The organism is Mesorhizobium sp. B3-1-8 (assembly GCF_006439495.1).
GTDB lineage: Bacteria > Pseudomonadota > Alphaproteobacteria > Rhizobiales > Rhizobiaceae > Mesorhizobium.
In genome coordinates, this window is record NZ_VFTK01000017.1 from 39,050 (window position 1) to 65,371 (window position 26,322).

The 26,322-nt window shown below is 63.6% G+C and carries 24 protein-coding genes and 1 tRNA gene; 23 read left to right on the forward strand and 2 right to left on the reverse strand.

Features of this window, described 5'->3' with window-relative positions:
* Positions 1-33: 33 nt before the first annotated feature.
* The 22 genes from FJ424_RS17140 (at position 34) to FJ424_RS17245 (ending at position 24,047) form a co-directional block, all read left to right on the forward strand.
* Entirely contained in the window at positions 34-411 is a 378-nt protein-coding gene (locus FJ424_RS17140; RefSeq protein WP_140653640.1) for a four helix bundle protein, read from the forward strand.
* A 66-nt stretch (positions 412-477) separates the two neighbouring features.
* Entirely contained in the window at positions 478-1,668 is a 1,191-nt protein-coding gene (locus FJ424_RS17145) for an NADH-quinone oxidoreductase subunit D (protein WP_140653638.1), read from the forward strand.
* Complete coding sequence (locus FJ424_RS17150) at positions 1,669-2,973, forward strand: NADH-quinone oxidoreductase subunit E (protein ID WP_140653636.1); 1,305 nt, start codon at positions 1,669-1,671, stop codon at positions 2,971-2,973.
* A gap of 10 nt (positions 2,974-2,983) precedes the next feature.
* Positions 2,984-4,288: an NADH-quinone oxidoreductase subunit NuoF gene (nuoF, locus tag FJ424_RS17155; protein WP_140653634.1), complete on the forward strand. Its 1,305-nt coding sequence runs from the start codon at positions 2,984-2,986 to the stop codon at positions 4,286-4,288.
* 75 nt (positions 4,289-4,363) lie between these two features.
* Complete coding sequence (locus tag FJ424_RS17160; RefSeq protein ID WP_140653632.1) at positions 4,364-5,044, forward strand: NADH-ubiquinone dehydrogenase; 681 nt, start codon at positions 4,364-4,366, stop codon at positions 5,042-5,044.
* 73 nt (positions 5,045-5,117) lie between these two features.
* Positions 5,118-7,199 (forward strand): NADH-quinone oxidoreductase subunit NuoG, encoded by a 2,082-nt coding sequence (gene nuoG / locus FJ424_RS17165; protein WP_140653630.1) that lies wholly within the window; start codon positions 5,118-5,120, stop codon positions 7,197-7,199.
* Between the two features lie 2 nt (positions 7,200-7,201).
* Positions 7,202-8,245 (forward strand): NADH-quinone oxidoreductase subunit NuoH, encoded by a 1,044-nt coding sequence (gene nuoH / locus FJ424_RS17170; RefSeq protein ID WP_140653628.1) that lies wholly within the window; start codon positions 7,202-7,204, stop codon positions 8,243-8,245.
* The gene (locus tag FJ424_RS17175; protein WP_140653627.1) at positions 8,245-8,502 is read left to right on the forward strand and encodes a hypothetical protein; all 258 of its coding nucleotides are present in this window, start codon (positions 8,245-8,247) and stop codon (positions 8,500-8,502) included. The genes nuoH and FJ424_RS17175 overlap by 1 nt, the downstream gene beginning before the upstream one ends.
* Positions 8,499-8,990, forward strand: coding sequence for an NADH-quinone oxidoreductase subunit NuoI (gene nuoI, locus FJ424_RS17180; protein ID WP_042643165.1), 492 nt, complete (start codon positions 8,499-8,501; stop codon positions 8,988-8,990). Before FJ424_RS17175 ends, nuoI begins: the two co-directional genes overlap by 4 nt.
* A 127-nt stretch (positions 8,991-9,117) precedes the next feature.
* Positions 9,118-9,738: an NADH-quinone oxidoreductase subunit J gene (locus FJ424_RS17185; RefSeq protein ID WP_041007645.1), complete on the forward strand. Its 621-nt coding sequence runs from the start codon at positions 9,118-9,120 to the stop codon at positions 9,736-9,738.
* Position 9,739: 1 nt separating this feature from the next.
* Entirely contained in the window at positions 9,740-10,048 is a 309-nt protein-coding gene (gene nuoK / locus FJ424_RS17190; protein ID WP_027168992.1) for an NADH-quinone oxidoreductase subunit NuoK, read from the forward strand.
* An 11-nt stretch (positions 10,049-10,059) separates the two neighbouring features.
* A complete protein-coding gene (gene nuoL, locus FJ424_RS17195; protein WP_140653625.1) occupies positions 10,060-12,033 on the forward strand; it encodes an NADH-quinone oxidoreductase subunit L in 1,974 nt (657 codons plus the stop codon).
* Positions 12,033-13,538, forward strand: a complete 1,506-nt coding sequence (locus FJ424_RS17200) for an NADH-quinone oxidoreductase subunit M (RefSeq protein ID WP_140653623.1) — start codon at positions 12,033-12,035, stop codon at positions 13,536-13,538. Before nuoL ends, FJ424_RS17200 begins: the two co-directional genes overlap by 1 nt.
* A gap of 14 nt (positions 13,539-13,552) precedes the next feature.
* On the forward strand, positions 13,553-14,989 hold the full coding sequence (gene nuoN / locus FJ424_RS17205; RefSeq protein ID WP_140653621.1) for an NADH-quinone oxidoreductase subunit NuoN: 1,437 nt from the start codon (positions 13,553-13,555) through the stop codon (positions 14,987-14,989).
* A 4-nt stretch (positions 14,990-14,993) separates the two neighbouring features.
* Complete coding sequence (locus FJ424_RS17210; RefSeq protein WP_140653619.1) at positions 14,994-15,815, forward strand: biotin--[acetyl-CoA-carboxylase] ligase; 822 nt, start codon at positions 14,994-14,996, stop codon at positions 15,813-15,815.
* Positions 15,816-15,911: 96 nt separating this feature from the next.
* Positions 15,912-17,582 (forward strand): ribonuclease J, encoded by a 1,671-nt coding sequence (locus tag FJ424_RS17215; protein ID WP_140653618.1) that lies wholly within the window; start codon positions 15,912-15,914, stop codon positions 17,580-17,582.
* Between the two features lie 105 nt (positions 17,583-17,687).
* Positions 17,688-18,092, forward strand: coding sequence for a methylmalonyl-CoA epimerase (gene mce / locus FJ424_RS17220; RefSeq protein ID WP_140646677.1), 405 nt, complete (start codon positions 17,688-17,690; stop codon positions 18,090-18,092).
* Positions 18,089-18,373 carry a DUF1467 family protein gene (locus FJ424_RS17225; protein ID WP_140646676.1) on the forward strand — a complete coding sequence of 95 codons (285 nt, stop codon included), beginning with the start codon at positions 18,089-18,091 and terminating at the stop codon, positions 18,371-18,373. The genes mce and FJ424_RS17225 overlap by 4 nt, the downstream gene beginning before the upstream one ends.
* Positions 18,374-18,946: 573 nt before the next feature.
* Positions 18,947-20,275, forward strand: coding sequence for a proline--tRNA ligase (gene proS, locus FJ424_RS17230; protein WP_140653616.1), 1,329 nt, complete (start codon positions 18,947-18,949; stop codon positions 20,273-20,275).
* On the forward strand, positions 20,272-21,558 hold the full coding sequence (locus FJ424_RS17235; protein ID WP_140653614.1) for a lipoprotein-releasing ABC transporter permease subunit: 1,287 nt from the start codon (positions 20,272-20,274) through the stop codon (positions 21,556-21,558). Before proS ends, FJ424_RS17235 begins: the two co-directional genes overlap by 4 nt.
* Positions 21,558-22,238, forward strand: coding sequence for an ABC transporter ATP-binding protein (locus FJ424_RS17240; protein WP_140646673.1), 681 nt, complete (start codon positions 21,558-21,560; stop codon positions 22,236-22,238). Before FJ424_RS17235 ends, FJ424_RS17240 begins: the two co-directional genes overlap by 1 nt.
* Before the next feature lie 558 nt (positions 22,239-22,796).
* Entirely contained in the window at positions 22,797-24,047 is a 1,251-nt protein-coding gene (locus FJ424_RS17245) for an SRPBCC family protein (RefSeq protein WP_140653612.1), read from the forward strand.
* A gap of 155 nt (positions 24,048-24,202) precedes the next feature.
* Here FJ424_RS17245 and lipB read toward each other — a convergent pair whose 3' ends face one another.
* A complete protein-coding gene (gene lipB / locus FJ424_RS17250; protein ID WP_140653611.1) occupies positions 24,203-24,946 on the reverse strand; it encodes a lipoyl(octanoyl) transferase LipB in 744 nt (247 codons plus the stop codon).
* Between the two features lie 227 nt (positions 24,947-25,173).
* Here lipB and FJ424_RS17255 point away from each other — a divergent pair.
* Positions 25,174-25,258, forward strand: a tRNA-Leu gene (locus tag FJ424_RS17255).
* Between the two features lie 154 nt (positions 25,259-25,412).
* Here the strand turns inward: FJ424_RS17255 and sucD are convergent.
* The gene (gene sucD, locus FJ424_RS17260; RefSeq protein ID WP_140653609.1) at positions 25,413-26,312 is read right to left on the reverse strand and encodes a succinate--CoA ligase subunit alpha; all 900 of its coding nucleotides are present in this window, start codon (positions 26,310-26,312) and stop codon (positions 25,413-25,415) included.
* Positions 26,313-26,322: the final 10 nt, after the last annotated feature.

A 26,322-nucleotide genomic window follows, 5' to 3' on the forward strand; every position in this document is an offset into this window, starting at 1 on the left:
TGGGGAAGTAGTGAGTAGTCAGTAGGGAAGGAATTGGGAAAAAAGATCGAATCTTATCGCGACTTGGTGGTGTGGCAATCGGCGATGGTCCTTGCCGAGGATTGTTACCGCGTCACCAAAGGTTTTCCGAGAGACGAGATCTATGGAATGACCTCCCAGATGCGCCGCTCGGCGGTATCTATCGCCGCGAATATCGCTGAAGGGTACGGTCGTGAGAATAGAGGTTCTTTCGTTCAATTTCTGCGCATGGCACAGGGTTCGTTGAAGGAACTGGAAACGCACATATTGCTGGCGTGCCGGATCGGTATGCTGGCAAGAGATAACGAGACTGAACTGCTACTGCGGTGCGAAGAGATTGGAAAAATGACGCGATCTCTGATCAGAACCGTGCAGGCCAAGCAGGCGGAATGAAGCAGGCATTGAGATTGATGGTCACTACTCACTACTCACTACTGACTCTTCGCCAGAGGCGCCACAATGGCTGAAACCTCCGTCCGCAACTTCAACATCAACTTCGGTCCGCAGCACCCTGCGGCGCATGGCGTTTTGCGGCTGGTGCTGGAACTGGACGGCGAGGTGGTCGACCGCGTCGATCCGCATATCGGCCTGCTGCATCGTGGCACCGAGAAGCTGATCGAGGCCAAGACCTATCTGCAGGCCGTGCCCTATCTCGACAGGCTCGACTATTGCGCGCCGATGAACCAGGAGCATGCCTTCGCTTTGGCGGCTGAGCGCCTGCTCGGCATCGAGGTGCCGAAGCGCGGCCAGCTGATCCGCGTGCTCTATTCCGAGATGGGCCGCATCATGTCGCACATCCTCAATGTGACGACGCAGGCGATGGATGTCGGCGCGCTGACCCCGCCGCTGTGGGGCTTCGTCGAACGCGAAAAGCTGATGGTGTTTTACGAGCGCGCCTCGGGCTCGCGCATGCATGCGGCCTATTTCCGGCCGGGCGGCGTGCATCAGGACCTGCCGCAGAAGCTGGTCGAGGACATCGGCAAGTGGATCGATCCGTTCCTGAAGTCGATCGACGATCTCGACGCGCTGCTCACCGGGAACCGCATCTTCAAGCAGCGCAATGTCGATATCGGCATTGTGTCGCTGGCCGATGCCTGGGCCTGGGGCTTTTCGGGCGTGATGGTGCGCGGCTCGGGCGCTGCCTGGGACCTGCGCAAATCGCAGCCCTATGAATGCTATTCCGAGATGGATTTCGACATTCCGATCGGCAAGAACGGCGACTGCTTCGACCGTTACCTGGTGCGCATGGAAGAGATGCGCCAGTCGGCCAAGATCATGCGCCAGTGCGTCGATCTTCTGCTCGGCAAGGAAAGCGCCGGCCCGGTATCGAACCTCGACGGCAAGGTGGTACCGCCGAAGCGCGCGGCGATGAAGCGCTCGATGGAAGCGCTGATCCATCACTTCAAGCTCTATACCGAGGGCTATCGTGTGCCGGCCGGCGAGGTCTATGCGGCCGTCGAGGCGCCGAAAGGCGAATTCGGCGTCTATCTGGTCTCCGACGGCACCAACAAGCCCTATCGCTGCAAGCTGCGCGCGCCCGGTTTCGCGCATCTGCAAGCCATGGATTTCCTGTGCCGCGGCCACATGCTGGCCGACGTCACGGCCGTGCTTGGCTCCCTCGACATCGTGTTTGGTGAGGTCGATCGCTAAATGTCAGTCCGCCGTCTCGCAGATGCCAGCGTCCAGCCAGCCACCTTCGCCTTCAACAAGGCGAACGCGGCGGCGGCGCAGCAGTGGATCGCCAAATACCCGAAGGGGCGCGAGCAGTCGGCCATCATCCCGCTGCTGATGATCGCGCAGGAGCAGGAAGGCTGGGTCACCAAGGCGGCTATCGAGACGATCTCCGACATGCTCGGCATGCCGCGTATCCGTGGCCTCGAAGTCGCGACCTTCTACACGCAGTACCAGCTCAATCCGGTCGGCACGCGCGCGCATATCCAGGTCTGCGGCACCACGCCCTGCATGCTGCGCGGTTCGGAAGCGCTGATGGATGTCTGCCGCTCGAAGATCCATCACGATCAGTTCCACACCAACGACAAAGGCACGCTGTCGTGGGAGGAGGTCGAATGCCTTGGCGCCTGCGTCAACGCGCCGATGGTCATGATCTTCAAGGACACTTTCGAGGACCTGACGCCTGAGCGGCTGGCCGAGATCATCGATCTCTACGACGCCGGCAAGGGCGCCGAGGTGAAGCCTGGTCCGCAGAACGGCCGCCACGGGTCCGAGCCGGCTACGGGGCTGACGACGCTGACCAGTGAAAAGGCGATCCTGAAGTCGACGCGCGACAAGGAAGCCAAGGCGGCGGCGAAAGCGGCCAAGGAAGCTCTCGCGTCGGCGCCGCCAGCAGCTCCCGCTGCACCGGCAACTTCGGCGCCGACTCCGGCCGCCTCCGGCCCGGTTGGACCGTCAAAATCCAGCAAGCCGAAGACCCATGCGGCTGAAACCAGCCCGGCGCTGAACACGCCGTCGCCGGTCAAGGTCGCCCCGGCCACCGAGAACGGCGCCAGTGTCAGGGCGCCGCGCCATTCGGCGGCCAACGCCAATCAGGCTGCTCCGGAAGTCGAGGGCGTTTCCAAGCCGCGCAGCGGGCCGAAGACAAAGGCCGAGCCGGCCAGCGCTTTCAAGGCGCCGGAAACCAAGCAGCCTGTCGCCAAGACGGCGAAACCTTCGCTCGACGACAAGAACCGGCCGGCCGGCATCGAGCGCCCGGCAACGGTCGACGATCTCAAGCTGATCTCCGGCGTCGGCCCGAAGATCGAAGGCACCCTGCATTCGTTGGGCATCTACACCTTCGCGCAGGTCGCCTCCTGGAAGAAGGCCGAGCGCGAATGGGTCGACGGCTATCTCAGCTTCCACGGCCGCATCGATCGCGACGACTGGGTGAAGCAGGCCAAGGCGCTCGCCAAGGGCGGCGTCGCCGAATACATCCGCGTCTTCGGCAAGAAGCCGGTCTGAGGGACGAAAAATGCTTCAGGACAAAGACCGCATCTTCACCAATATCTACGGCCTCTTCGACACGTCGCTGGCCGGCGCGCAGTCGCGCGGCATCTGGGACGATACACCTGGCCTCATCGCCAAGGGGCGCGACTGGATCGTCAACGAGATGAAGGCGTCCGGCCTGCGCGGCCGTGGCGGCGCCGGCTTCCCGACCGGATTGAAATGGTCGTTCATGCCGAAGCAGAGCGACGGCCGGCCAAGCTATCTCGTCATCAACGCCGATGAATCCGAGCCCGGCACTTGCAAGGACCGCGATATCCTGCGCAACGATCCGCACACGCTGGTCGAGGGCGCGCTGGTCGCCGGCTTCGCCATGGGCGCGATCGCCGCCTACATCTATGTGCGCGGCGAGTTCATCCGCGAGCGCGAGGCGCTGCAGCGCGCCATCGACGAGGCTTACGCGGCCAAGCTGATCGGCAAGAACAACACGTCCGGCTACGACTTCGAAGTCTACATGCATCACGGCGCCGGCGCCTATATCTGCGGCGAGGAGACCGCGCTGCTCGAAAGCCTGGAAGGCAAGAAGGGCCAGCCGAGGCTGAAGCCGCCATTCCCGGCCAATGTCGGCCTCTATGGCTGCCCGACCACCGTCAACAACGTCGAGTCGATCGCGGTGGCGCCGACCATCCTGCGCCGCGGCGCCGCCTGGTTCTCGTCCTTCGGCCGCCCGAACAATGCCGGCACCAAGCTGTTCTGCGTGTCGGGCCATGTCAACAATCCGTGCACTTTCGAAGAGGCGATGTCGATCCCGTTCCGCGAGCTGATCGAGGAGCATTGCGGTGGCATCCGTGGCGGCTGGGACAATCTGCTCGCGGTCATCCCTGGCGGCGCTTCGGTGCCGCTGGTGCCGGCCGAGCAGATCATGGACGCGCCGATGGATTTCGATGCGCTGCGCGACCTCAAATCCGGCCTCGGCACGGCGGCTGTCATTGTCATGGACAAGTCGACGGATATCGTGAAGGCGATCGCCAGGCTTTCCTACTTCTACAAGCATGAGAGCTGCGGCCAGTGCACGCCGTGCCGCGAAGGCACCGGCTGGATGTGGCGGGTGATGGAGCGTCTGGTGCGCGGCGAGGCGCAGAAGCGCGAGATCGACATGCTGCTCGACGTCACCAAGCAGGTCGAGGGTCACACGATCTGCGCGCTGGGCGACGCGGCCGCCTGGCCGATCCAGGGCCTGATGCGGCATTTCCGCGGCGAGGTGGAACGCCGCATCGACGAGTTTTCGCGCAACGCGCACCGGGCCGAGCCGGTGATGGTCGCGGCGGAATAAGACTTCGAAATACGGGCTTGGCCCGAAGACTGAAAAACTGGGGCGGGCACACGAAGAAACGACCAGGAGATTTCTATGGCGCCGTATTCGATACCCTACCCGTTCATGCCTGATTTGGACCAACTCGAGAAGATGAACCAGGATCTGACCAAGATGATGCCGAAGGAGATGGCCAGTGCCGTCAACCTTCTGGCGCATCCGGTCGCGGGTGCCGCGGCGATGTCGGCTCTCAGCATCGGTCTCGCCAACCATGCCGTCGGCATGTGGATGGGCGCCTTCACCGGCGCGCTGGAAGCTTCGCAGCGCATGTTCCAGCCGTTCCTCGACGATCTCGAGGCGCAGAGCGAAGCGGCCGCCAACGCGTCCAAGGCGCGCAAGGCGACCGAGACGCTGATCGCCAAGGCGCAGACCTTCGCCAAGGATGTGACCGACATCGCGGCGAACGCGACCGAGAAGGCGCTCGACGCGACCGGGGCCGATATTGTCGCCCAACCGGCCGCGACCGGGCTGATGCCCGAGGATTTCAGGCAGCCGAAGGCCGTCGACAAGCCGGCGAAGCCTTCGGACCTGAAGGCGATTTCGGGCATCGGACCGAAGCTGGAGAAGGTGCTCAACGGTCTCGGCATCTGGACCTATGGCCAGATCGCCGCCTGGACGTCGGAAGAGATCGCCTGGGTGGAAGATTATCTGTCGCTCGCCGGCCGCATCGGCCGCGACGACTGGACTGCGCAAGCGGCGGCGCTCGCGGCCAAGTGAATTGAAATACCGGGCGCGGCTCAAGCCGCGCCCGGAAAGATAGATTGCGGACATCCGCAGGGATTTGAGGCGAATGGCAAAGCTAAAGGTCGACGGGAAAGAGATCACGGTACCCGACCATTACACGCTGCTGCAGGCGGCCGAGGACGCCGGCGCTGAAGTGCCGCGCTTCTGCTTCCACGAGCGGCTGTCGATTGCCGGCAATTGCCGCATGTGCCTGATCGAGGTGAAGGGCGGTCCGCCCAAGCCGCAGGCGTCCTGCGCCATGGGCGTGCGCGACCTGCGTCCCGGCCCGAATGGCGAGCCGCCGGAAATCTTCACCAACACGCCGATGGTCAAGAAGGCCCGCGAAGGCGTGATGGAATTCCTGCTGATCAACCATCCGCTCGATTGCCCGATCTGCGACCAGGGCGGCGAGTGCGACCTGCAGGACCAGGCGATGGCGTTCGGCGTCGATTCCTCGCGCTATCACGAGAACAAGCGCGCGGTCGAAGACAAGTATATCGGCCCGCTGGTCAAGACGGTGATGAACCGTTGCATCCATTGCACGCGCTGCGTCCGCTTCACCACCGAGGTCGCCGGCATTTCCGAGCTCGGACTGATCGGCCGCGGCGAGGATGCCGAGATCACCACCTATCTCGAACAGGCGATGACCTCCGAGCTGCAGGGCAATGTCATCGACCTTTGCCCGGTCGGCGCGCTGACCTCAAAGCCGTTCGCGTTCCAGGCGCGGCCGTGGGAACTGACCAAGACGGAATCGATTGACGTCATGGATGCCGTCGGCTCGGCGATCCGCGTCGACTCCAGAGGGCGCGAGGTGATGCGCATCCTGCCGCGCGTCAACGAGGCGGTGAACGAGGAGTGGATTTCCGACAAGACCCGCTTCATCTGGGACGGCCTGCGCACGCAGCGCCTCGACCGCCCCTATGTGCGCAAGAACGGCAAGCTGGCGCCGGCAAGCTGGGCGGAAGCCTTCGCCGCCATCAAGGACGAAGTGGGCAAGGCGGCGCCCGAGCGGGTCGGTGCGATCGCCGGCGACCTCGCGGCGGTCGAGGAAATCTACGCGCTCAAGCTTTTGATGGCGGCGCTCGGCTCGAAGAACATCGACTGCCGCCAGGATGGTGCCGCGCTCGATCCGTCGCTCGGCCGCGCCAGCTACATCTTCAATCCGACCATAGAAGGCATCGAGCAGGCCGACGCGGTGCTGATCATCGGCGCCAATCCGCGCTTCGAGGCCTCGGTGCTCAATGCCCGCATCCGCAAGCGCTGGCGCGTCGGCAACCTGCCGGTCGGCGTGATCGGCGAGATCGGCGACACCCGCTACGACTACGACCTCATCGGCGCCGGCCCCGAATCCCTGAAGGGCCTTGCCGACGGCAACGGCAAGTTCTTCGAGGCGCTGAGCAAGGCCACGCATCCGCTGATCATCGTCGGCCAGGGCGCGCTGGCGCGCACGGACGGCGCCGCGGTGCTCGGCCAGGCGGCAAAGCTCGCGGCCGCTGTCAACGCGGTCACCGCCGACTGGAACGGCTTTGCGGTGCTGCACAACGCCGCGGCCAGAGTCGGCGGCCTCGATGTCGGCTTCGTGCCGGGCGAGGGCGGCAAGGATGTCGCCAGCATGCTGGGCGATACCGATGTGCTGTTCCTGCTCGGCGCCGACGAGATCGACATGGCCAGGACCGGCGGCGCCTTCGTCGTCTATATCGGCACGCATGGCGATGCCGGCGCGCACCGCGCCAATGTCATCCTGCCGGCCGCCGCCTACACCGAGAAGTCCGGCACCTATGTCAACACGGAAGGCCGCGTGCAGCAGACCAATCGCGCCGGCTTCGCCCCTGGCGAGGCGCGCGAGGACTGGGCGATCCTGCGGGCGCTCTCAGACGTGCTCGGCAAGAAGCTGCCCTTCGATTCGCTGGCGCAGCTGCGCGCCAAGCTCTATGGCGAGTTCCCGCATCTCGCCCGCATCGATCAGGTGCAGCCGGGCAGTGCCAATGACGTCGCCAAGGCGGCGAAGCTCGGCGGCCGGCTGAACAAGGGAACCTTCACCTCGCCGGTGAAGGACTTTTATCTGACCAACCCGATCGCGCGGGCGTCGGCCGTGATGGCCGAATGCTCGGCGCTGGCCAAGAGCGGCTTCAAGCAGGCGGCGGAATAAGCATGGACACCTTCCTCTCAATCTATGTGCTGCCGGCGCTGCTGATCCTTCTGAAGTCGGTCGTGCTGATCGTCGTGCTTCTGATCGGCGTCGCTTACCTGCTCTATGCCGACCGCAAGATCTGGGCGGCGGTGCAATTGCGTCGTGGGCCGAACGTCGTCGGTCCGTGGGGAACGCTGCAGGCCTTTGCCGACCTGCTGAAATTCGTCTTCAAGGAGCCGGTGATCCCGTCGGGCGCCAACAAGGGCGTGTTCCTCCTGGCGCCGCTGGTGTCGGCGGTGCTGGCGATCTCGGCCTGGGCGGTCATTCCGGTCAACGAGGGATGGGCGATCGCCAACATCAATGTCGGCATTCTCTATGTCTTCGCCATCTCCTCGCTCGAGGTCTATGGCGTGATCATGGGCGGCTGGGCGTCCAACTCGAAATACCCGTTCCTCGGCGCGCTGCGCTCGGCCGCGCAGATGGTGTCCTACGAAGTCTCGATCGGCTTCGTCATCGTCACCGTGCTGCTCTGTGTCGGCTCGCTCAACCTCTCCGACATCGTCATGTCGCAGCAGGACGGTCTCGGCACCAAGCTCGGCCTGCCCAACACCTTCCTCGACTGGCACTGGCTGTCGCTGCTGCCGATGTTCGTGGTGTTCTTCATCTCGGCGCTGGCCGAGACCAACCGCCCGCCTTTCGATCTGGTGGAGGCGGAATCGGAACTCGTCGCCGGCCATATGGTCGAATATTCGTCGACGCCGTTCCTGCTCTTCTTCCTCGGCGAGTATGTCGCCGTCGTCCTGATGTGCGCGCTGGCGACCATCCTGTTCCTCGGCGGCTGGCTGCCACCGTTGAACTTCGCGCCCTTCACCTGGGTGCCGGGCGTTATCTGGTTCGTGCTGAAGATCTGCCTGATGTTCTTCATGTTCTCGATGGTGAAGGCTTTTGTGCCGCGCTACCGCTACGACCAGCTGATGCGGCTGGGCTGGAAAGTCTTCCTGCCGATCTCGCTGTTCATGGTCGTGGCCACTGCGGCCTTCCTCAAGATCACGGGGTTTGCGTGATGGGCGATATCTCCGCAGGTTTTGTGGGAGCTGTTGCTGGCTTACTTGTTGCCTTTCTCGGCAATGTTGTTGTGCTGCCTTACGTGTTGCGACAGCAGGGACAGAGGATCTCCGCAAATTATCAAGTTCCCGTATTTGGTTGGGACATGCGGAAAGTGGCGTCGCTCACGCGAGTTGCGTATCGCTTTATGATGCCGATCCTGTTCGGGTTTGTTGGCGCTGTCGCCGCAATTCAATTATTTGGGGGTGCTGAATGAGTGCTCTGGCCCAGGCCGCAAAGTCGCTGCTGCTGAAGGATTTCGTCAGCGCCTTCTTCCTTTCGATGCGCCAGTTCTTCGCGCCGAAGGAGACGATCAACTATCCGCATGAGAAGGGGCCGACCAGCCCGCGCTTCCGTGGCGAGCATGCGCTGCGCCGTTACCCGAACGGCGAGGAACGCTGCATCGCCTGCAAGCTCTGCGAAGCGATCTGCCCGGCGCAGGCCATCACCATCGAAGCCGGGCCGCGCCGCAATGACGGCACGCGCCGCACCGTGCGCTACGACATCGACATGGTGAAGTGCATCTATTGCGGCTTCTGCCAGGAAGCCTGCCCGGTCGATGCCATCGTCGAGGGGCCGAATTTCGAATTCGCGACCGAGACGCGCGAGGAGCTTTACTACAACAAGGAAAAGCTGCTCGCGAACGGCGATCGCTGGGAGCGGGAGCTGGCGCGCAACATCGCGCTCGACTCGCCTTATCGCTGACATTTGACGCATGGACGGGGCGAGGGGCCTCGTCTAAGGAACACGCGGCTTCGGTACCGGATGCGGAACCAAGCCAGAGACAACGGAGAGGGCGAATGTCCAATCCGACAGGAACCCGGGGGAACCCATGCTGAGTGGACTAGAGGCGGCCTTTTTCTACCTCTTCGCCTTTATCGCCGTGGCGTCGGCCTTCATGGTCATTTCGTCGCGCAACCCCGTGCATTCCGTGCTGTTCCTGATCCTCACCTTCTTCAACGCCGCCGGCCTGTTCATGCTGACCGGCGCCGAGTTCCTGGCGATGATCCTGCTCGTCGTCTATGTCGGCGCGGTGATGGTGCTGTTCCTGTTCGTCGTCATGATGCTCGACGTCGACTTCGCCGAGATGAAGCAGGGCGCGCTGCAATACGCGCCGATCGGCGCGCTGGTCGGGCTGATCCTGGCGGCGGAACTGATCATCGTGCTCGGCGGCTACACATTCGCGCCACAGCTTGCCTCGACCGTCGCCAAGGCAACGCCGGATCTCGCCACGCGCTCCAACACTGCGGCGCTCGGCGATATCCTCTATACGGACTACCTCTATTATTTCCAGATTTCCGGCCTGGTGCTGCTGGTCGCCATGATCGGTGCCATCGTCTTGACGCTGCGCCACAAGGAAGGCGTCAAGCGGCAGTCGATCGCTGCGCAGGTCGGCCGCACGCCGGCGACGGGCATGGAAATCCGCAAGGTCAAATCGGGCGAGGGCATCTGAGATGGTCGTCGGCATTGCACATTATCTGACCGTATCGGCGATCCTGTTCACGCTCGGAGTGTTCGGCATCTTCCTGAACCGCCGCAACATCATCGTCATCCTGATGTCGATCGAGCTCATCCTGCTTGCGGTCAACATCAACTTCGTCGCTTTCTCGGCGGCGCTGCATGACCTCGTCGGACAGGTCTTTGCCCTGTTCGTGCTGACGGTCGCGGCGGCCGAGGCCGCGATCGGTCTTGCCATTCTTGTCGTCTTCTTCCGCAACCGCGGCTCGATCGCGGTCGAAGACGTGAGCGCGATGAAGGGTTGACGGGAACCACCATGTATCAGGCTATCGTCTTCCTTCCGCTGCTTGGCTTCCTGATTGTCGGCCTGTTCGGCAATTCGCTCGGCGCCAAGGCTTCCGAATACATCACCTCCGGCTTCCTGGTGATCGCGGCTGTGCTGTCGTGGATCGCCTTCTTCAGCGTCGGCTTCGGCCATGGCGAGGTGTTCACCGTGCCGGTGCTGCGCTGGATCCAGTCGGGCGGCATCGACGCTTCCTGGGCGCTCAGGATCGATACGCTGACGGTGGTGATGCTGGTCGTCGTCAACACGGTGTCGGCGCTGGTTCACATCTATTCGATCGGCTACATGCACCACGATCCGAACCGTCCGCGCTTCTTTGCCTATCTGTCGCTGTTCACCTTCGCGATGCTGATGCTGGTGACGGCCGACAACCTCATCCAGATGTTCTTCGGCTGGGAGGGCGTCGGTCTCGCCTCCTATCTCTTGATCGGCTTCTGGTACAAGAAGCCGTCGGCCAATGCGGCGGCGATCAAGGCTTTCGTCGTCAACCGCGTCGGCGACTTCGGCTTCGCGCTTGGCATCTTCGGCGTCTTCGTGCTGTTCGGCTCGGTCAATCTCGGCACCATCTTCGCCAACGCGGCCTCCTTCCTGCCCGCAGAAGGCGCGCCGGCGGGCGCTGCCGTGCTCACTTTCCTCGGCCACGCGCTCGACAAGCAGACGGCGCTGACCGTGGTCTGCCTGTTGCTCTTCATGGGCGCCATGGGCAAGTCGGCGCAGGTACCGCTGCACACCTGGCTGCCGGACGCCATGGAAGGCCCGACGCCGGTCTCCGCGCTCATCCACGCGGCGACCATGGTGACCGCCGGCGTGTTCATGCTGGCAAGGCTCTCGCCGCTGTTCGAGCTGTCGCATACGGCGCTGACCGTCGTCACCTTCATCGGTGCCTTCACCGCCTTCTTCGCGGCGACGGTCGGCCTGGTCCAGAACGACATCAAGCGCGTCATAGCCTATTCGACCTGCTCGCAGCTCGGCTATATGTTTGTGGCGCTCGGCGTCGGCGCTTATGGCGCGGCGATCTTCCACCTGTTCACGCATGCGTTCTTCAAGGCGCTGCTGTTCCTCGGCTCCGGCTCGGTCATCCACGCTGTCTCCGACGAGCAGGACATGCGCAAGATGGGCGGCCTTCGCAATCTGATCCCGAAGACTTACTGGATGATGGTCATCGGCACGCTGGCGCTGACGGGCGTCGGCATTCCGGCGACGGTGATCGGCACCGCCGGCTTCTTCTCCAAGGACGCCATCATCGAAACCTCCTTCGCCAGCCACAATGCGGTCGCCGGCTTCGCCTTTATCCTGCTGGTGGTCGCCGCCTGCTTCACCAGCTTCTACTCCTGGCGCTTGATCTTCATGACCTTCCACGGCGAGCCGCGCGCCAGCCACGAGGTCATGCAACATGTCCATGAATCGCCGCCTGTGATGCTGGTGCCGCTCTATGTGCTGGCCGCCGGCGCGCTGTTCGCGGGTATCATCTTCCACGGCGCTTTCATCGGCGAAGGCTATGGCGAGTTCTGGAAGGTGTCGTTGTTCACGCTGCCGGACAACCACATCCTGCACGAGATCCACGAATTGCCGTTGTGGGTGGAATTGGCGCCGTTCGTCGCCATGGTGATCGGCCTGCTGGTCGCCTGGCAGTTCTATATCCGCAAGCCGGAGGCGCCGAAGGAACTGGCGGCTAACCATCGCGGCCTTTACGGCTTCCTGCTCAACAAGTGGTATTTCGACGAGCTCTACGACTTCCTGTTCGTGCAGCCGGCCAAGCGCCTCGGCCGCTTCCTGTGGAAGACCGGTGACGGCACGATCATCGACGGTCTCGGCCCGGACGGCATCTCGGCGCGTGTCGTCGACGTCACCAACCGGGTCGTCAAGCTGCAGACCGGCTACCTCTATCACTACGCCTTCGCCATGCTGATCGGCGTGGCCGCTCTCGTCACCTGGATGATGCTTTGATGACCGACTGGCCAATCCTCTCGCTGGTCACCTTCCTGCCGCTGGTTGGTGTTCTGCTCATCCTGTTCATCGACGATGACAATGAGAACGCGCGCCGCAACATCCGCGCCATCGCCTTCATCACGACGGCGTTCACCTTCGTCATCTCGCTGTTCATCTGGACGGGCTTCGACAATTCGCAGGCCGGCTTCCAGTTCGTCGAGAAGCACGCCTGGCTGGATTCGGGCATCTCCTACCACATGGGCGTCGACGGCATTTCGATGCTGTTCGTCATTCTGACCACCTTCCTGATGCCGTTCTGCATCCTGGCCTCCTGGGAAGCGATCGAGAAGCGGGTCAAGGCCTATATGATCGCCTTCCTGATCCTCGAGACGCTGATGATCGGCGTGTTCTGCGCGCTCGACATCGTCTTGTTCTACGTCTTCTTCGAGGCCGGCCTGATCCCGATGTTCATCATCATCGGCGTCTGGGGCGGCAAGCGCCGTGTCTATGCCTCGTTCAAGTTCTTCCTCTATACGCTCGCCGGCTCGGTGCTGATGCTGCTCGCCATCATGGCGATGTTCTTCCAGTCGGGCACCACCGATATCCCGACGCTTTTGACGCATAATTTCCCGGCCAGCATGCAGACCTGGCTGTGGCTCGCCTTCTTCGCCTCCTTCGCGGTGAAGATGCCGATGTGGCCGGTGCACACCTGGCTGCCCGACGCCCACGTCGAGGCGCCGACCGCCGGTTCGGTCATCCTGGCCGGCATCCTCCTGAAGATGGGAGGATACGGCTTCCTGCGCTTCTCGCTGCCGATGTTCCCGGAGGCATCGGCGATGTTCGCGCCGCTGGTGTTCACGCTCTCGGTCGTTGCCATCATCTACACCTCGCTGGTGGCGCTGATGCAGGAGGACATGAAGAAGCTGATCGCCTATTCGTCGGTAGCCCACATGGGCTTCGTCACCATGGGCATCTTCGCGATGAACCAGGAAGGCGTGCAGGGCGCGATCTTCCAGATGCTCAGCCACGGCCTCGTCTCAGGCGCGCTGTTCCTGTGCGTCGGCGTCATCTACGACCGCATGCATACGCGCGAGATCGACGCCTATGGCGGCCTCGTCAACAACATGCCGAAATACGCGACCGTGTTCATGATCTTCACCATGGCCAATGTCGGCCTGCCGGGCACCAGCGGCTTCATCGGCGAATTCCTGACCATGCTCGGCGTGTTCAAGGTCAACACCTGGGTGGCGTTCTTCGCCGCCACCGGCGTCATCCTGTCGGCGGCCTATGCGCTGTGGCTCTATCGCCGGGTGATCTTCGGCGCGCTGACCAAGGACAGCCTGAAGAACCTGCTCGATCTGTCGCCGCGTGAGAAGGCGATCGTCTATCCGCTGGTGGTGCTGGTGATCTTCTTCGGCGTCTACCCGGCGCCGGTGTTCGACGCGACGGCCGCTTCGGTCAAGACGCTCGTCACCAACGTCACCGCATCCATCAATTCCGCGCAGACCGCGGCGGCGAACTGACTGGGGAATAGACCATGACGCCGGACCTTCTCTCCAGCCTTTCGCTCTCGACGCCGGAACTGATCCTGGCCGTCGGCGCGCTGGTGCTCCTGATGATCGGAGCCTATTCGCGCTCCAACAACACCACGACCGTGACCGGCCTGGCCGTGCTCGTGCTGGTGGTGGCCGGCCTGTGGCTCGCTTTCTCCGGCGGACGGGGAGCCGCCTATGGCGGCGCCTTCGTGCAGGATTCCTTCAGCGCCTTCATGAAGATGCTGGCGCTGATCGGCTCGGCGGTGACGCTGGTCATGTCGATGCGCTTCGCGCGCCAGGAGCATTTCGACAAGTTCGAATTCCCGGTTCTTATCCTGCTCTGCACGCTCGGCATGATGCTGATGATCTCGGCCAACGGCATGATTGGGCTCTATCTCGGGCTCGAGCTGCAGTCGCTGGCGATCTATGTGCTCGCGGCGATCAACCGCGACAATCTGCGTTCGACCGAGGCGGGCCTGAAGTATTTCGTCCTCGGTGCGCTGTCGTCGGGCATGCTGCTCTACGGCATCAGCCTCGTCTACGGCTACACCGGCAACACTGGCTTCCAGGAGATCGCGACGGCGCTCTCCAGCGGCGAGCGCCAGCTTGGCCTCGTCTTCGGCCTGGTGTTCGTGCTCGCCGGCCTTGCCTTCAAGATCTCGGCCGTGCCGTTCCATATGTGGACGCCTGACGTCTACGAAGGCGCGCCGACGCCGATCACCGCCTTCCTGGCCGCCGCGCCGAAAATGGCGGCGATGGCGCTGATCGTGCGCGTCACCATGGGCGCCTTCAAGCCGATCGCTTCGGACTGGCAGCAGATCGTCGTCTTCATCTCGATCGCCTCGATGGCGCTCGGCGCCTTCGCGGCCATCGGCCAGACCAACATCAAGCGCCTGATGGCCTATTCTTCGATCGGCCATATGGGCTATGCGCTGGTCGGCCTTGCCGCCAACAGCCAGGCCGGCGTGCGCGGCGTCGCCATCTACATGCTGATCTATTTGGTGATGACGCTCGGCACCTTCGCCTTCATCCTCGCCATGCGGCGCAAGGAGGGCAATGTCGAGCAGATCAGCGATCTCGCCGGCCTGTCCTCGACCAACCCGATCATGGCCACCATCCTCACCATCCTGATGTTCTCGCTGGCCGGCATTCCGCCGCTCGCGGGTTTCTGGGGGAAGTGGTACGTGTTCCTGGCCGCCATCAACGCGCATCTCTACGCGCTGGCGATCATCGGCGTGCTGGCCTCGGTGGTGGGCGCCTACTACTATCTGCGCATCATCAAGATCATGTGGTTCGACGAGCCGGTCGGCGGCTTTGTGCCGATGGCCAGCGAGCTGCGCCTGGTGCTCGGCGTCAGCGGCGCCTTCGTGCTGTTCTATGTGCTGATCGGCGGGCCGATCGGCAATTATGCCGAAGCCGCCGCCAAGACCTTCTTCTGACGGTATGGCATTTCGACTGGCTCCAACCGCGGCGTCGGAGGGGTTCCGGCTCGAGGCGCATGACAGCGTCGGCTCGACCAACGCGCTGGCGCTGGAACACGCGCGCGCCGGCGATCCCGGCAAGCTCTGGGTCGTTTCGAAGAAGCAGGAAAGCGGCCGCGGACGCCGTGGCCGTGTCTGGGCCACGCCCGAAGGCAATCTTGCGGCGACGCTGCTCCTGGTTCCGGGCGGCGAGCTGCGGCTTGCTGCGACGCTCGGCTTCGTCGCGGGGCTGGCGCTGGCCGACGCGCTCGACGCCGTCGTGCCGAAAGGCCGGATCGCCGTCGCCGTCGACGGCGCGAGCCAGGGCCGCAACCGCTTCGAGCTGAAATGGCCGAACGACGTGCTGGCCTCGGGTGCCAAGCTTGCCGGCATATTGCTGGAATCGACGATGCTGGAAGGCGGCCGCTTCGCGGTTGCGGTCGGCATCGGCGTCAATGTCGTGGCCTACCCGGAAGATTTGCCTTATCCGGCGACGTCGCTGCAGGCATTGGGTGCGGAGTGCGACGCCGAAACCCTGTTCCTGGCGCTTTCGGATGCCTGGAGCGAGAATGCCCGGCTGTGGGATGACGGGCGCGGGCTCGATGCCATCAGAAAGCGCTGGCTTGGCCGCGCAGCGGGCCTCGGCGGCGAGGTTGCTGTCAGAATTGACGGCAATGTGGTGCGCGGCCTCTTCGAGACCATTGACGAGGACTGCCGTTTTGTGATCCGCGACGATGAGGGATCGGTTTTGACGATCGCGGCCGGCGACGTGCATTTCGGCGCTGTCGCCTCGGCCCGGGTATAATTTTGTTTTTGCGCAATTCCGGACGGAAAACCGTGACACGCTTTTCCCGGAATTGCGCCAACGGCTTGGCCAAGGCGGCCAGGAAGGAAAGAATTCATGGCGAATAGAGAAAACGCCGAGCTCGTTTTCGCGCCGCTGGGCGGCGTTGGCGAGATCGGCATGAACTTCGCCCTTTACGGCTATGGGCCTGCCGACGCGCGCGAATGGATCATTGTCGATGTCGGCGTCACCTTTCCGGACTCGGCACATCCCGGCGTCGATCTCATCCTGCCCGATACGCGCTTCATCGAGGAGAATCTCGATGGTTTGCGCGGCATCGTCATCACGCATGCGCATGAGGACCACTACGGCGCGCTGCTCGATATCTGGCCGAAGCTTAAAGTCCCGGTCTGGATAACGCCATTCACCGCCGGCCTGCTCGAGGCCAAGCGGCAGGGCGAGCAGAATGCCCCGAAGATTCCGGCGTCGATCTACCGGGCCGGCGAGACATTCACCATCGGACCTTTCGAGATCGAGGCCATTCCAGTGGCGCATTCGATCCCCGAGCCGATGTCGCTGGCGATCACCACGCCCGCCGGCACCGTCATCCACACCGGCGACTGGAAGATCGACCCGGCGCCGACGATCGGCCCGAAGACCGACGAGGCGCGTTTCCGCGCCTATGGCGACAGGGGCGTGCTGGCGCTGATCTGCGATTCCACCAACGCGTTGAGGGAAGGGGAGTCGCCCTCGGAAGTCGCGGTCGGCGAAGGTCTCAAGGGCGTCATCGAGAAAGCCAAGGGGCGCGTTGCCGTCACCACCTTCTCCTCCAATGTCGGGCGCATCGTCTCGATCGCCAAGGCGGCACGCGATGCCGGCCGGCAGTGCCTGGTGCTCGGCCGCTCGCTGAAGCGCGTCATCGATGTGGCGGGCGAGCTCGGCTACATGGATGGCCTGCCGGAGTTCATCGCCGAGGAAGACTACGGCTATATCCCGCGCGAGAACCTGGTGATCATCTGCACCGGCAGCCAGGGCGAGCCGCTGGCCGCGCTTGCCAAGCTTTCACGCGACGAGATGAAGTCGGTGGCGCTGACGGCCGGCGATACCGTCGTGTTTTCCTCGCGCACCATTCCCGGCAACGAGAAGGCGATCCTCGAAATCAAGAACCGGCTGATCGATCTCGGCATGAAGATCATCGAGGACGGCGATGCGCTGGTGCATGTCTCCGGCCATCCGCGCCGCAGCGAGTTGCGCAAGATGTATGAATGGGTCCGGCCGCAGATCGGCGTTCCCGTGCATGGCGAGGCGGCGCATCTGGTGGCGCAGGGCTCGCTGATGTCGATGTCGGGCATCGGCCAGGTGGCGCAAGTGCGCGACGGCGACATGCTCAGACTCTGGCCCGGCCCGGCGACGATCATCGACCAGGTGCCGTTCGGGCGGCTCTACAAGGATGGCTCGCTGATCGGCACCGACCAGGCGATGGGCATACGCGACCGCCGCAAGCTTTCCTTCGCCGGCCATGTCGCCGTCAACGTCGTGCTCGACGACAAATATGAGCTTGCCGGCGACCCCGACCTGGTGGCGATCGGCGTCGCCGAGGCCGATGCCAGCGGCGAGACGCTGGAGGACCTGATGCTCGATGCGGCAATCGGCGCGGTGGACTCCATTCCGCGCCAGCGCCGAAAAGACCTCGACCTGGTGCAGGAAGCGGTGCGCCGTGCCGTGCGCGGCGCCGCCAACGAAGCCTGGGGCAAGAAGCCGCTGGTGACTGTGTTTGTGACGAGATGAAGGAGTAGGCAGTAGGCAATAGGAAAGCGATTGCTTTTTAGCTCGCCAAATTTGCTTCTTCTCTACTGCCTACTGCCTACTGCCTACTGCCTAAGGAAACCGCCAATGCTTGGACGCCTGAACCATGTCGCGCTTGCCGTGCCGGATCTGGCCGCGGCAATGGCCGCCTATCGCGATACGCTGGGCGCGCGGTTGAGCGCGCCGCAGGCGCTGCCCGAGCATGGCGTGAGCGTCGTGTTCGTCGATGTCGGCAACACCAAGATCGAGTTGCTGGAGCCGCTGGGCGAGACTTCACCCATCGCCGCGTTCCTCGAGAAGAATCCATCCGGCGGCATGCATCACGTCTGCTATGAGGTCGACGACATCCTGGCCGCTCGCGATCATTTGAAGCAAAGCGGCGCGCGCGTGCTGGGCGACGGCAATCCGAAGATCGGCGCGCATGGCAAGCCGGTGCTGTTCCTGCATCCCAAGGATTTCTTCGGCACGCTGGTCGAACTGGAGCAGATATGAACTGGATACTGTTCGCCGCGCTGTTCTTCGTCATCTGGTGGATGGTGCTGTTTGTTGTTCTTCCGTTCAGCTTGCGCACCCAGGACGACGACCAGGATGTCACGCTTGGCACCGTTTCCAGCGCGCCGCGGGGCCCGCATATGCTGCGCGCCTTCGTCCGCGCGACGATCGTGACGGTGGTCGTGATGGGCATTCTCTACGGCTTGACGATGGGCCTGGGGTACAGCTTCGACGACGTCATGCGGATCATGCCGGACTTCACGCCGGACGTCAGTCACTGAAGGCGACAACGCAGTTTCCGCAAGTATTGAGCAGCATACGCGCGCCAAGGTTGAGGTCGGAAGCCGGCTTCCGATTCAACGGCTAATCACGCCTGATGCTGTTTGGCAGATGGTTGTGCTAAGCAGGTGATTGCACAAAAAAAATGCAAGGCACAAGGCCTTGCAATTTAAACGCGTCCGATCTGTTTCCGGTGTCCGGCGGCAGCGAGTTACCGCGCCTAGATCGCATCCTCCCAAGACTTTGACCGCGTAGGAGAGCAGATTTTTCTCCGCCCTCTCGGTTATCGGCGCACACTAGACCAAGGCAGGTGAAAATGTCACGAAGAATTTTGCCTCGAAACAGGCAATATCGTGCTGCACTGCACAATAGTGCGGCAGGGCTTGCTTGTGAATCGATCAAAAAGCCATTTGCGGCACTTTGCAGCCAAAATCGCCTTTTTGGTAAGGTGCAGAAGGCCCCGATACTTTGGGGCACTCGGGTTTCCATTCGGCCATGAAATGGCTATGAAGCCCGGGCAAGCAGCCTCGGTTGCGCCGATTCCCGCGCCGCCATTTTCACTCACGGACCAGTCCATGCGTTTGTCGCGCTATTTCCTGCCCATTCTCAAAGAAAATCCCCGCGAGGCCGAAATCGTCTCGCACCGGCTGATGCTGCGCGCCGGCATGATCCGGCAGCAGGGGCAGGGCAGCTTTTCGTGGCTGCCGCTGGGCAAGCGCGTGCTGGACAAGGTCTGCCGGATCATCCGCGAGGAACAGAACCGCGCCGGCGCGCTGGAAATCCTGATGCCGACCATCCAGTCGGCGGATCTGTGGCGAGAAAGCGGCCGTTACAACGACTATGGCAAGGAGATGCTGCGCATCAAGGACCGCCAGGACCGCGACATGCTCTACGGGCCGACCAATGAAGAGATGGTCACCGAGATTTTCCGCGCCTATGTGAAGTCCTACAAGGACCTGCCGCTCAACCTCTACCACATCCAGTGGAAGTTCCGCGACGAGGTGCGCCCGCGCTTCGGCGTCATGCGCAGCAGGGAGTTCCTGATGAAGGATGCTTACTCCTTCGACCTCGATTTCGAGGGCGCCAGGGCCGCCTACAACCGCATGTTCGTCTCCTATCTCAGGACGTTCACACGCATGGGGCTGCAGGCCATTCCGATGCGCGCCGACACCGGCCCGATCGGCGGCGATCTCAGCCATGAGTTCATCATCCTGGCCGACACCGGCGAGAGCCAGGTGTTCTGCGACCGCGCCTATCTGTCGCTCGACGTGCCGGGCGCCGGCACCAACTTCTCCAACGATGCCGAGATCGGCGACATCGTGAAGAAGTGGACGACGCCTTATGCCGCCACCGACGAGATGCATGACGAGGCGGCCTGGGCGAACGTTCCGCCAAGCGAGCAGGTCTCGGCGCGCGGCATCGAAGTCGGCCACATCTTCCACTTCGGCGAGAAATACTCCAAGCCCATGGGCGCCAAGGTGACCGGACCCGACGGCAAGGACCACTACGCCTCCGGCGGCTCCTATGGCATCGGTCCGTCTCGGCTGGTCGCGGCGATCATCGAGGCCAGCCATGACGAGAACGGCATCATCTGGCCGGAGGCGGTGGCGCCCTTCGATATCGGCCTGATCAACATGAAGGTCGGCGACGCCGAATGCGACCGCGTCTGCGACGAGCTTTATGCGGCGCTCACTTCGGCCGGCAAGGACGTGCTCTATGACGACACCGACCAGCGACCGGGCGGGAAGTTCGCCACCGCCGACCTGATCGGCCTGCCGTGGCAGGTAGTCGTCGGACCGCGCGGCGTGGCCGCCGGCGAGGTCGAGATCAAGAACCGCAAGTCGGGCGAGCGCGCCACACTGCCGATCACGGAAGCCAAGAAGCGCTTGGGTGTCGCCGCATGAGCGAGCCGGCGGCAGCGGCCAGGTCAGCGGCGGGCGCTTTCTCCGGCTTCGAGCGCATGGTGGCCTGGCGCTATCTGCGCTCGCGCCGCAAGGAAACGGTGATCTCGGTCATCGCCTCGATCTCCTTCCTCGGCATCATGCTGGGCGTCGCGACGCTGATCGTCGTCATGGCCGTGATGAACGGTTTTCGCGCCGAATTGCTCACCCGGATCCTCGGCGTCAACGGCCACCTCATCGTGCAGCCGCTCGATTCGCCGCTGGAGGATTACGCCCAGGTGGCGAGCCGCATCAACGGTGTCGCGGGCGTCAAATACGCCATTCCGCTGATCGACGGCCAGGTGCTGGCGCAAGGCAATGTCGGCGGCGGCACGGGCGCGCTGGTGCGCGGCATCCGCGGCGAGGATCTCGGCAAGATTTCGATCGTCGCCAGCAACATCAAGCAGGGCACGCTCGACGGTTTCGACACCGGCGACGGCGTGGCGATCGGCAAGCGTATGGCGGAAAGCCTCGGGCTGGTGCTCGGCGACACGATCACGCTGATCTCGCCGGACGGCGACGTGACGCCGCTCGGCACCACGCCGCGCATGAAAGGCTACAAGGTGGCGGCGATCTTCGAGGTCGGCATGTCGGAATATGACAGCTCGATCGTCTATATGCCGTTCTCCGAAGCGCAGCTCTATTTCAACATGGACGGTCGCGCGCAGACCATCGAGATCTATGTCGACAATCCCGACAATGTCGACGCGCTGAAGCCGCTGGTCGAGCAGGCGGCGCAGCGGCCGGTCGATCTCGTCGACTGGCGCCAGCGCAACGAGACCTTCTTCTCGGCGCTGCAGGTCGAGCGCAACGTCATGTTCATGATTCTCACACTGATCGTGCTGGTGGCGGCGCTCAACATCATTTCCGGCCTCATCATGCTGGTGAAGGACAAAGGCCACGACATCGCCATCCTGCGCACGATGGGCGCCTCGCGCGGCGCGATCTTGCGCATCTTCCTGATGACGGGGGCGGCGATCGGCGTCACCGGGACCATCGCCGGCGTGCTGCTCGGCGTCGTCATCTGCCTCAACATCGAATCAATCCGCCAGTTCTTCTCCTGGATGACCGGCAGGATTCTGTTCAACCCCGAGCTCTATTTCCTCAGCCAACTGCCGGCGAAGATGGATCCGCGCGAGACGACCTACGTCGTCATCATGGCGCTGGCCCTGTCGTTCCTCGCGACGGTGTTTCCGGCCTGGCGGGCCGCCCGGCTCGATCCGGTCGAAGCCTTGAGGTACGAATGATGGCCGAGGCCATTATCGAATTGAAGGGCGTCGAGCGGCACTATGTCCAGGGGCCGCGCAAGCTCACCATCCTGAACGGCGCCGACTTTTCGCTCCGGCGCGGCGAGATGGTGGCGCTGGTGGCGCCGTCGGGCACCGGCAAGTCCACATTGCTGCATACGGCCGGTCTGCTGGAGCGGCCCGATGCGGGCGACGTAATCCTCGCCGGCCGTGCCTGCGGCCGGCTGTCGGACGAGGAGCGCACCGCGATCCGCCGCAACGATGTCGGCTTTGTCTACCAGTTCCATCATTTGCTGCCGGAGTTCTCGGCGCTCGAGAACATCATGATGCCGCAACTGATCAAGGGGCTTTCCTCCAAGGACGCTTCGGAGCGGGCAGCCCAGCTTCTCGACTACATGCAGATCGGCAAGCGCGCGCAGCACCGGCCGGCCGAGCTTTCCGGCGGCGAGCAGCAACGCGTCGCCATTGCCCGCGCGGTCGCCAATGCGCCGCTGGTGCTGCTGGCCGACGAGCCGACCGGCAATCTCGATCCGGTCACCGCCTCCTATGTGTTCGATGCGCTGGAGGCGCTGGTCAGGCAGTCGGGCCTCGCGGCGCTGATCGCCACCCACAACCATGAGCTGGCCTCGCGCATGGATCGGCGCGTGACGCTGGCCGAGGGTAAGGTCGTGCCGCTTTAGGCCAACCCGATATTCGGATGAGGCTGGCCTGCGGACGGCAGCTTCCGGCCTTCGCCGGCAGAAGCCCTCATAAGTGTCTCCGCTCTATGAAGGCTACGGCCGGCGTAGGCCGGTTCTCGGAACCCGCCATCCTCGACTCAGCCCGATCCGAATCTCGGCTTGGCATGGCTCTGCGCAAATACCCCCAATCGTGCGCTAACCTTTCCTTAACCCTGCAGAAATGGACCGCCCGGATTCGTTCGGCGCGGTGTGTGGCGGCCGTTGACATTCGAACAAAATTAGAACAAACTACGAACATACTAACAACGGAGAGAGTTATGTCTGATCTGGTTCAGGATGTCGTCTCGCTGGTTTGCATGAGCACCTTCCTCGTTTCCATGGCGATCTGGATCGGCGCCATGTGATCGGGCGGCCTAGCCGCTGCCGGGACGGGCAAATGCCCGACCGTTGTTCGGGCGGGCAAGAGCCCGCCCTGGGATAGGCAAGGGCCGCCCGTTGTTAAGTCTTTCTTGGCCGCGCCGACGCTAGGTTGTTCCCACCAGACAGGGAGCGAATTTGGTGTCGGTCATCGTCACGGTCACCCTCGTGGCCGGCAATCTCGGACTGATCTTTCTTTTGATGACCGTGCCGCTCGGACTGCGCACGGTGACGGTCAGCCGCGTGATCAAGGCCGACCGCGATCGCCTCTGGCAGGCGCTGTGGCCGTTCGGCGGCGACGCCGGATGGTCCGGCGAGATCCTTTCCGCCGAGCCGCTGGACGGCGAGGGGACGGCGCTGATCAAGCTGTCCTGGGAAGGGCGCGACGGCCGGCCGATCGAACGCAAGGCGCGGTTCGAGGATGTGAGGGAAGGCAGCCGCTTTTCGATGCGGGTTATCGAGGACACTGCGCTCGATCCGTCGTTCTGGGCAAACTATCACGAGACCGCCGAACTCGTACCCGAGGGTGATGCGACGCGGGTCACGCTTACTCAAACCGATCGCTACCGCGGCGTCGCGTTCCTGGTCTTCCGTTTCTTCGCCATGCGCCGCGAGCTCAGCAAGCTGGACGTCTGGGCGGCTACCGGCACGTATCGCAAGGGCGGCTGGTTCGAGCATCCGCTGAGCCAGATCGGCTTTGCCGTGCTTTCGGCCCTGATCCTGTGGCCGTTCTTCGGCCTCAATATCGGCGGCCTGGCCCTAGCCGCGATCCTGACCTCGGTGGTCGCCCTGCACGAGCTCGGCCATATGGCGGCCTTCCGGCTGACGGGGCATCGCCGGGCACGGATGATCTTCATTCCGCTGCTTGGCGGCATTGCCATCGGTGGAAGGCCCTATGACAGCCGCTTCGAGGTCGCTTTCGTGGCGCTTATGGGCGCAGGCTTCTCCGCTTTCCTGGTGCCGGTGCTGATCGCCGCCAGCGGCTTCGCCAACGGCGAGGGACATCGGCTTGTCGCCATGCTCCTGGCAACGCTCGCCGGCTGCGCATCCCTGTTCAACATCGCCAATCTGGTGCCGGTGTGGAAATTCGACGGCGGCCAGGTGCTGCGTCAGATCTGCCCGGGTCCGGCAGCACTCGCGCTGGCGTCCTTCCTGCTGCTCTCGGCGCTTCTGGCGCTCGGCTGGCGGGCCGGTTTTTCGCCGAGCTTCCTGCTGATCGCCGGCGCGGTGTTCGCGATCCTCAGCCTGATCACCATGGGCAGCGGCGTGAAGCCGCGTCACGAGCTGAAGCCGATCAAGACCTTCGACCGGCTGGCCATGGCCGGCGCGCTGCTCGCCGTCTTTGCCATCCACGGCTACGGGATGCTGTGGGCATCCGCGCAGCTGATGTAGAGTATGTTGATATTCAGATGAATCCGGCCTGCAAACGGCAGCTTCCTGCGCTTCCGGTGCTCACGTACTTAAGTACGCTCCGCTCCGGTTCTCGGAACCCACCGTTTTCGGCTCGGCCTGACCTGAATCTCAACACACTCCAGGCGGAGCGACGTTCAGCCGGCCTTGCGAGCAGGCTCTGCAGCCGGAACGGCGGAAGGCCCGAACACATCCTCGAAAGCGGATTTCAGCGCCAGATCGAGGTCGGCCATGGTGACCGGCAGCCCGAGATCGACAAGGCTGGTCACGCCGTGGTCCTGGACGCCGCAGGGCACGATGCCGCTGAAATGGCCGAGATCCGGCTCGACATTGATGGCGATGCCATGAAAGCTCACCCAGCGCCGCAGCCGGATGCCTATTGCCGCGATCTTGTCCTCGGCGGGTGAGCCGTCCGGCAGGGCAGGACGATCCGGCCGCACCACCCAGACGCCGACGCGGTCCTCGCGCCGCTCGCCGCGCACATTGAAGGCGGCAAGCGTGGAGATGATCCATTGCTCGAGCGCCGCGACGAAGGCGCGCACGTCCTCGCGCCGGCGCTTCAGATCGAGCATGACATAGGCCACGCGCTGGCCGGGGCCGTGATAGGTGTATTCGCCGCCGCGGCCCGCGGCAAAGACCGGGAACCGGTCGGGGTCGATAAGGTCCTCGATGCGGGCGCTGGTGCCGGCGGTGTAGAGCGGCGGATGCTCGACCAGCCAGACCATTTCGCCTGCCGCGCCGCTGCGGATCGCTTCGGCGCGAGCCTCCATGAAGGCAAGGGCATCCGGATAGGCGGTAAGGCCTGGCTCGATCACCCATTCAACCGGCGCCGAGCCGGGCAGGGGCAGGAACGACGTGGCGATCTGGCTGCGTTCTGTCATGGAACTTTCTCGATGCTCCTCCCATATGGCGGCAATCGGCCAAAACGTCCAGTTCCGGCAACGTGAAGGCGGGCTGCGGAGGCTTGTGGAGGCAACACCTCGTCCGCCCAAAACCTCTGCGCACCTGTCGGTGATACGCATTCGCGAATATTCCGCTCAGCGCACTTGTTTCGCCGGAAACGATTTGCTACAGGCCCCGAGCCGGACGGTTCCGGCTCCTACCACGTGCGGTCGTGGCGGAATTGGTAGACGCGCAGCGTTGAGGTCGCTGTGGGGCAACCCGTGGAAGTTCGAGTCTTCTCGACCGCACCAAAATCTCCGCAAAAAGCCAATGAATCCGGCGACGGCAGGCGACTGTCGCCACGGCTGCGTGCGTCTTGCTCGCCAAAACGAAAGCGGCGGCGGGTCATGAAGACCGCCACCGCCTGGAATTCCCAACCAATCCAAAGCCGTCAGGCTAGACCGATCAAGCAGCCTTCTTCGTCCGCGCCAGCGTATCGGCCACCACTTCGCCGAAGGAGGCGGGGGTAGGCACGATGACGACGCCGGCTTCCTTCAGGATCTCGACCTTTTCCTGCGCCGACTCGCCGAAGGCGGAGATGATCGCGCCGGCATGGCCCATGCGCCTTCCCTTCGGTGCGGAAAGCCCGGCGATGTAGGCGATCAGGGGCTTGCGCATATTGTCGCGCGCCCAGATCGCGGCTTCGGCTTCCTGCGGGCCGCCGATCTCGCCGATCATCACCACGGCGTCGGTGTCGTCGTCCCGCTCGAAGAGCTGCAGGACGTCCTTGAAGGACGAGCCGTTGATGGGGTCGCCGCCGATGCCGACGCTGGTCGACACGCCGATGCCAAGGGCCTTCATCTGCGAGGCCGCCTCGTAACCCAGCGTGCCGGAGCGGCCGACGATGCCGACGCGCCCCGGCAGATAGATGCTGCCCGGCATGATGCCCATCAGCGCCTGTCCGGGGGTGATGACGCCGGCGCAGTTCGGGCCGACCAGCCGCATGCGATCCTCGAAGCGGTAGCGGCGCATGTAGCGCTTGACCCGCATCATGTCCTGCGAGGGGATGCCGTCGGTGATGCAGACGCAGAGTTTTATCCCGGCGTCCGCCGCCTCCATGATCGAATCGGCGGCGAAGGGCGGCGGCACGAAGACGATGCTCGCCTCGGCGCGGGTCTCGCGCACCGCGCCCTTGACGGTGTTGAAGACGGGCAGGCCGAGATGCGTCTGGCCGCCCTTGCCGGGAGTGACGCCGCCGACCAGCTTGGTGCCGTAGCGCTTCATGTCGTCGGCATGGAAGCTGCCGATCTTACCGGTGAACCCTTGCACGATCACGCGCGTGCTGCGGTTGAGCAGGATTGCCATTTCTCGACCT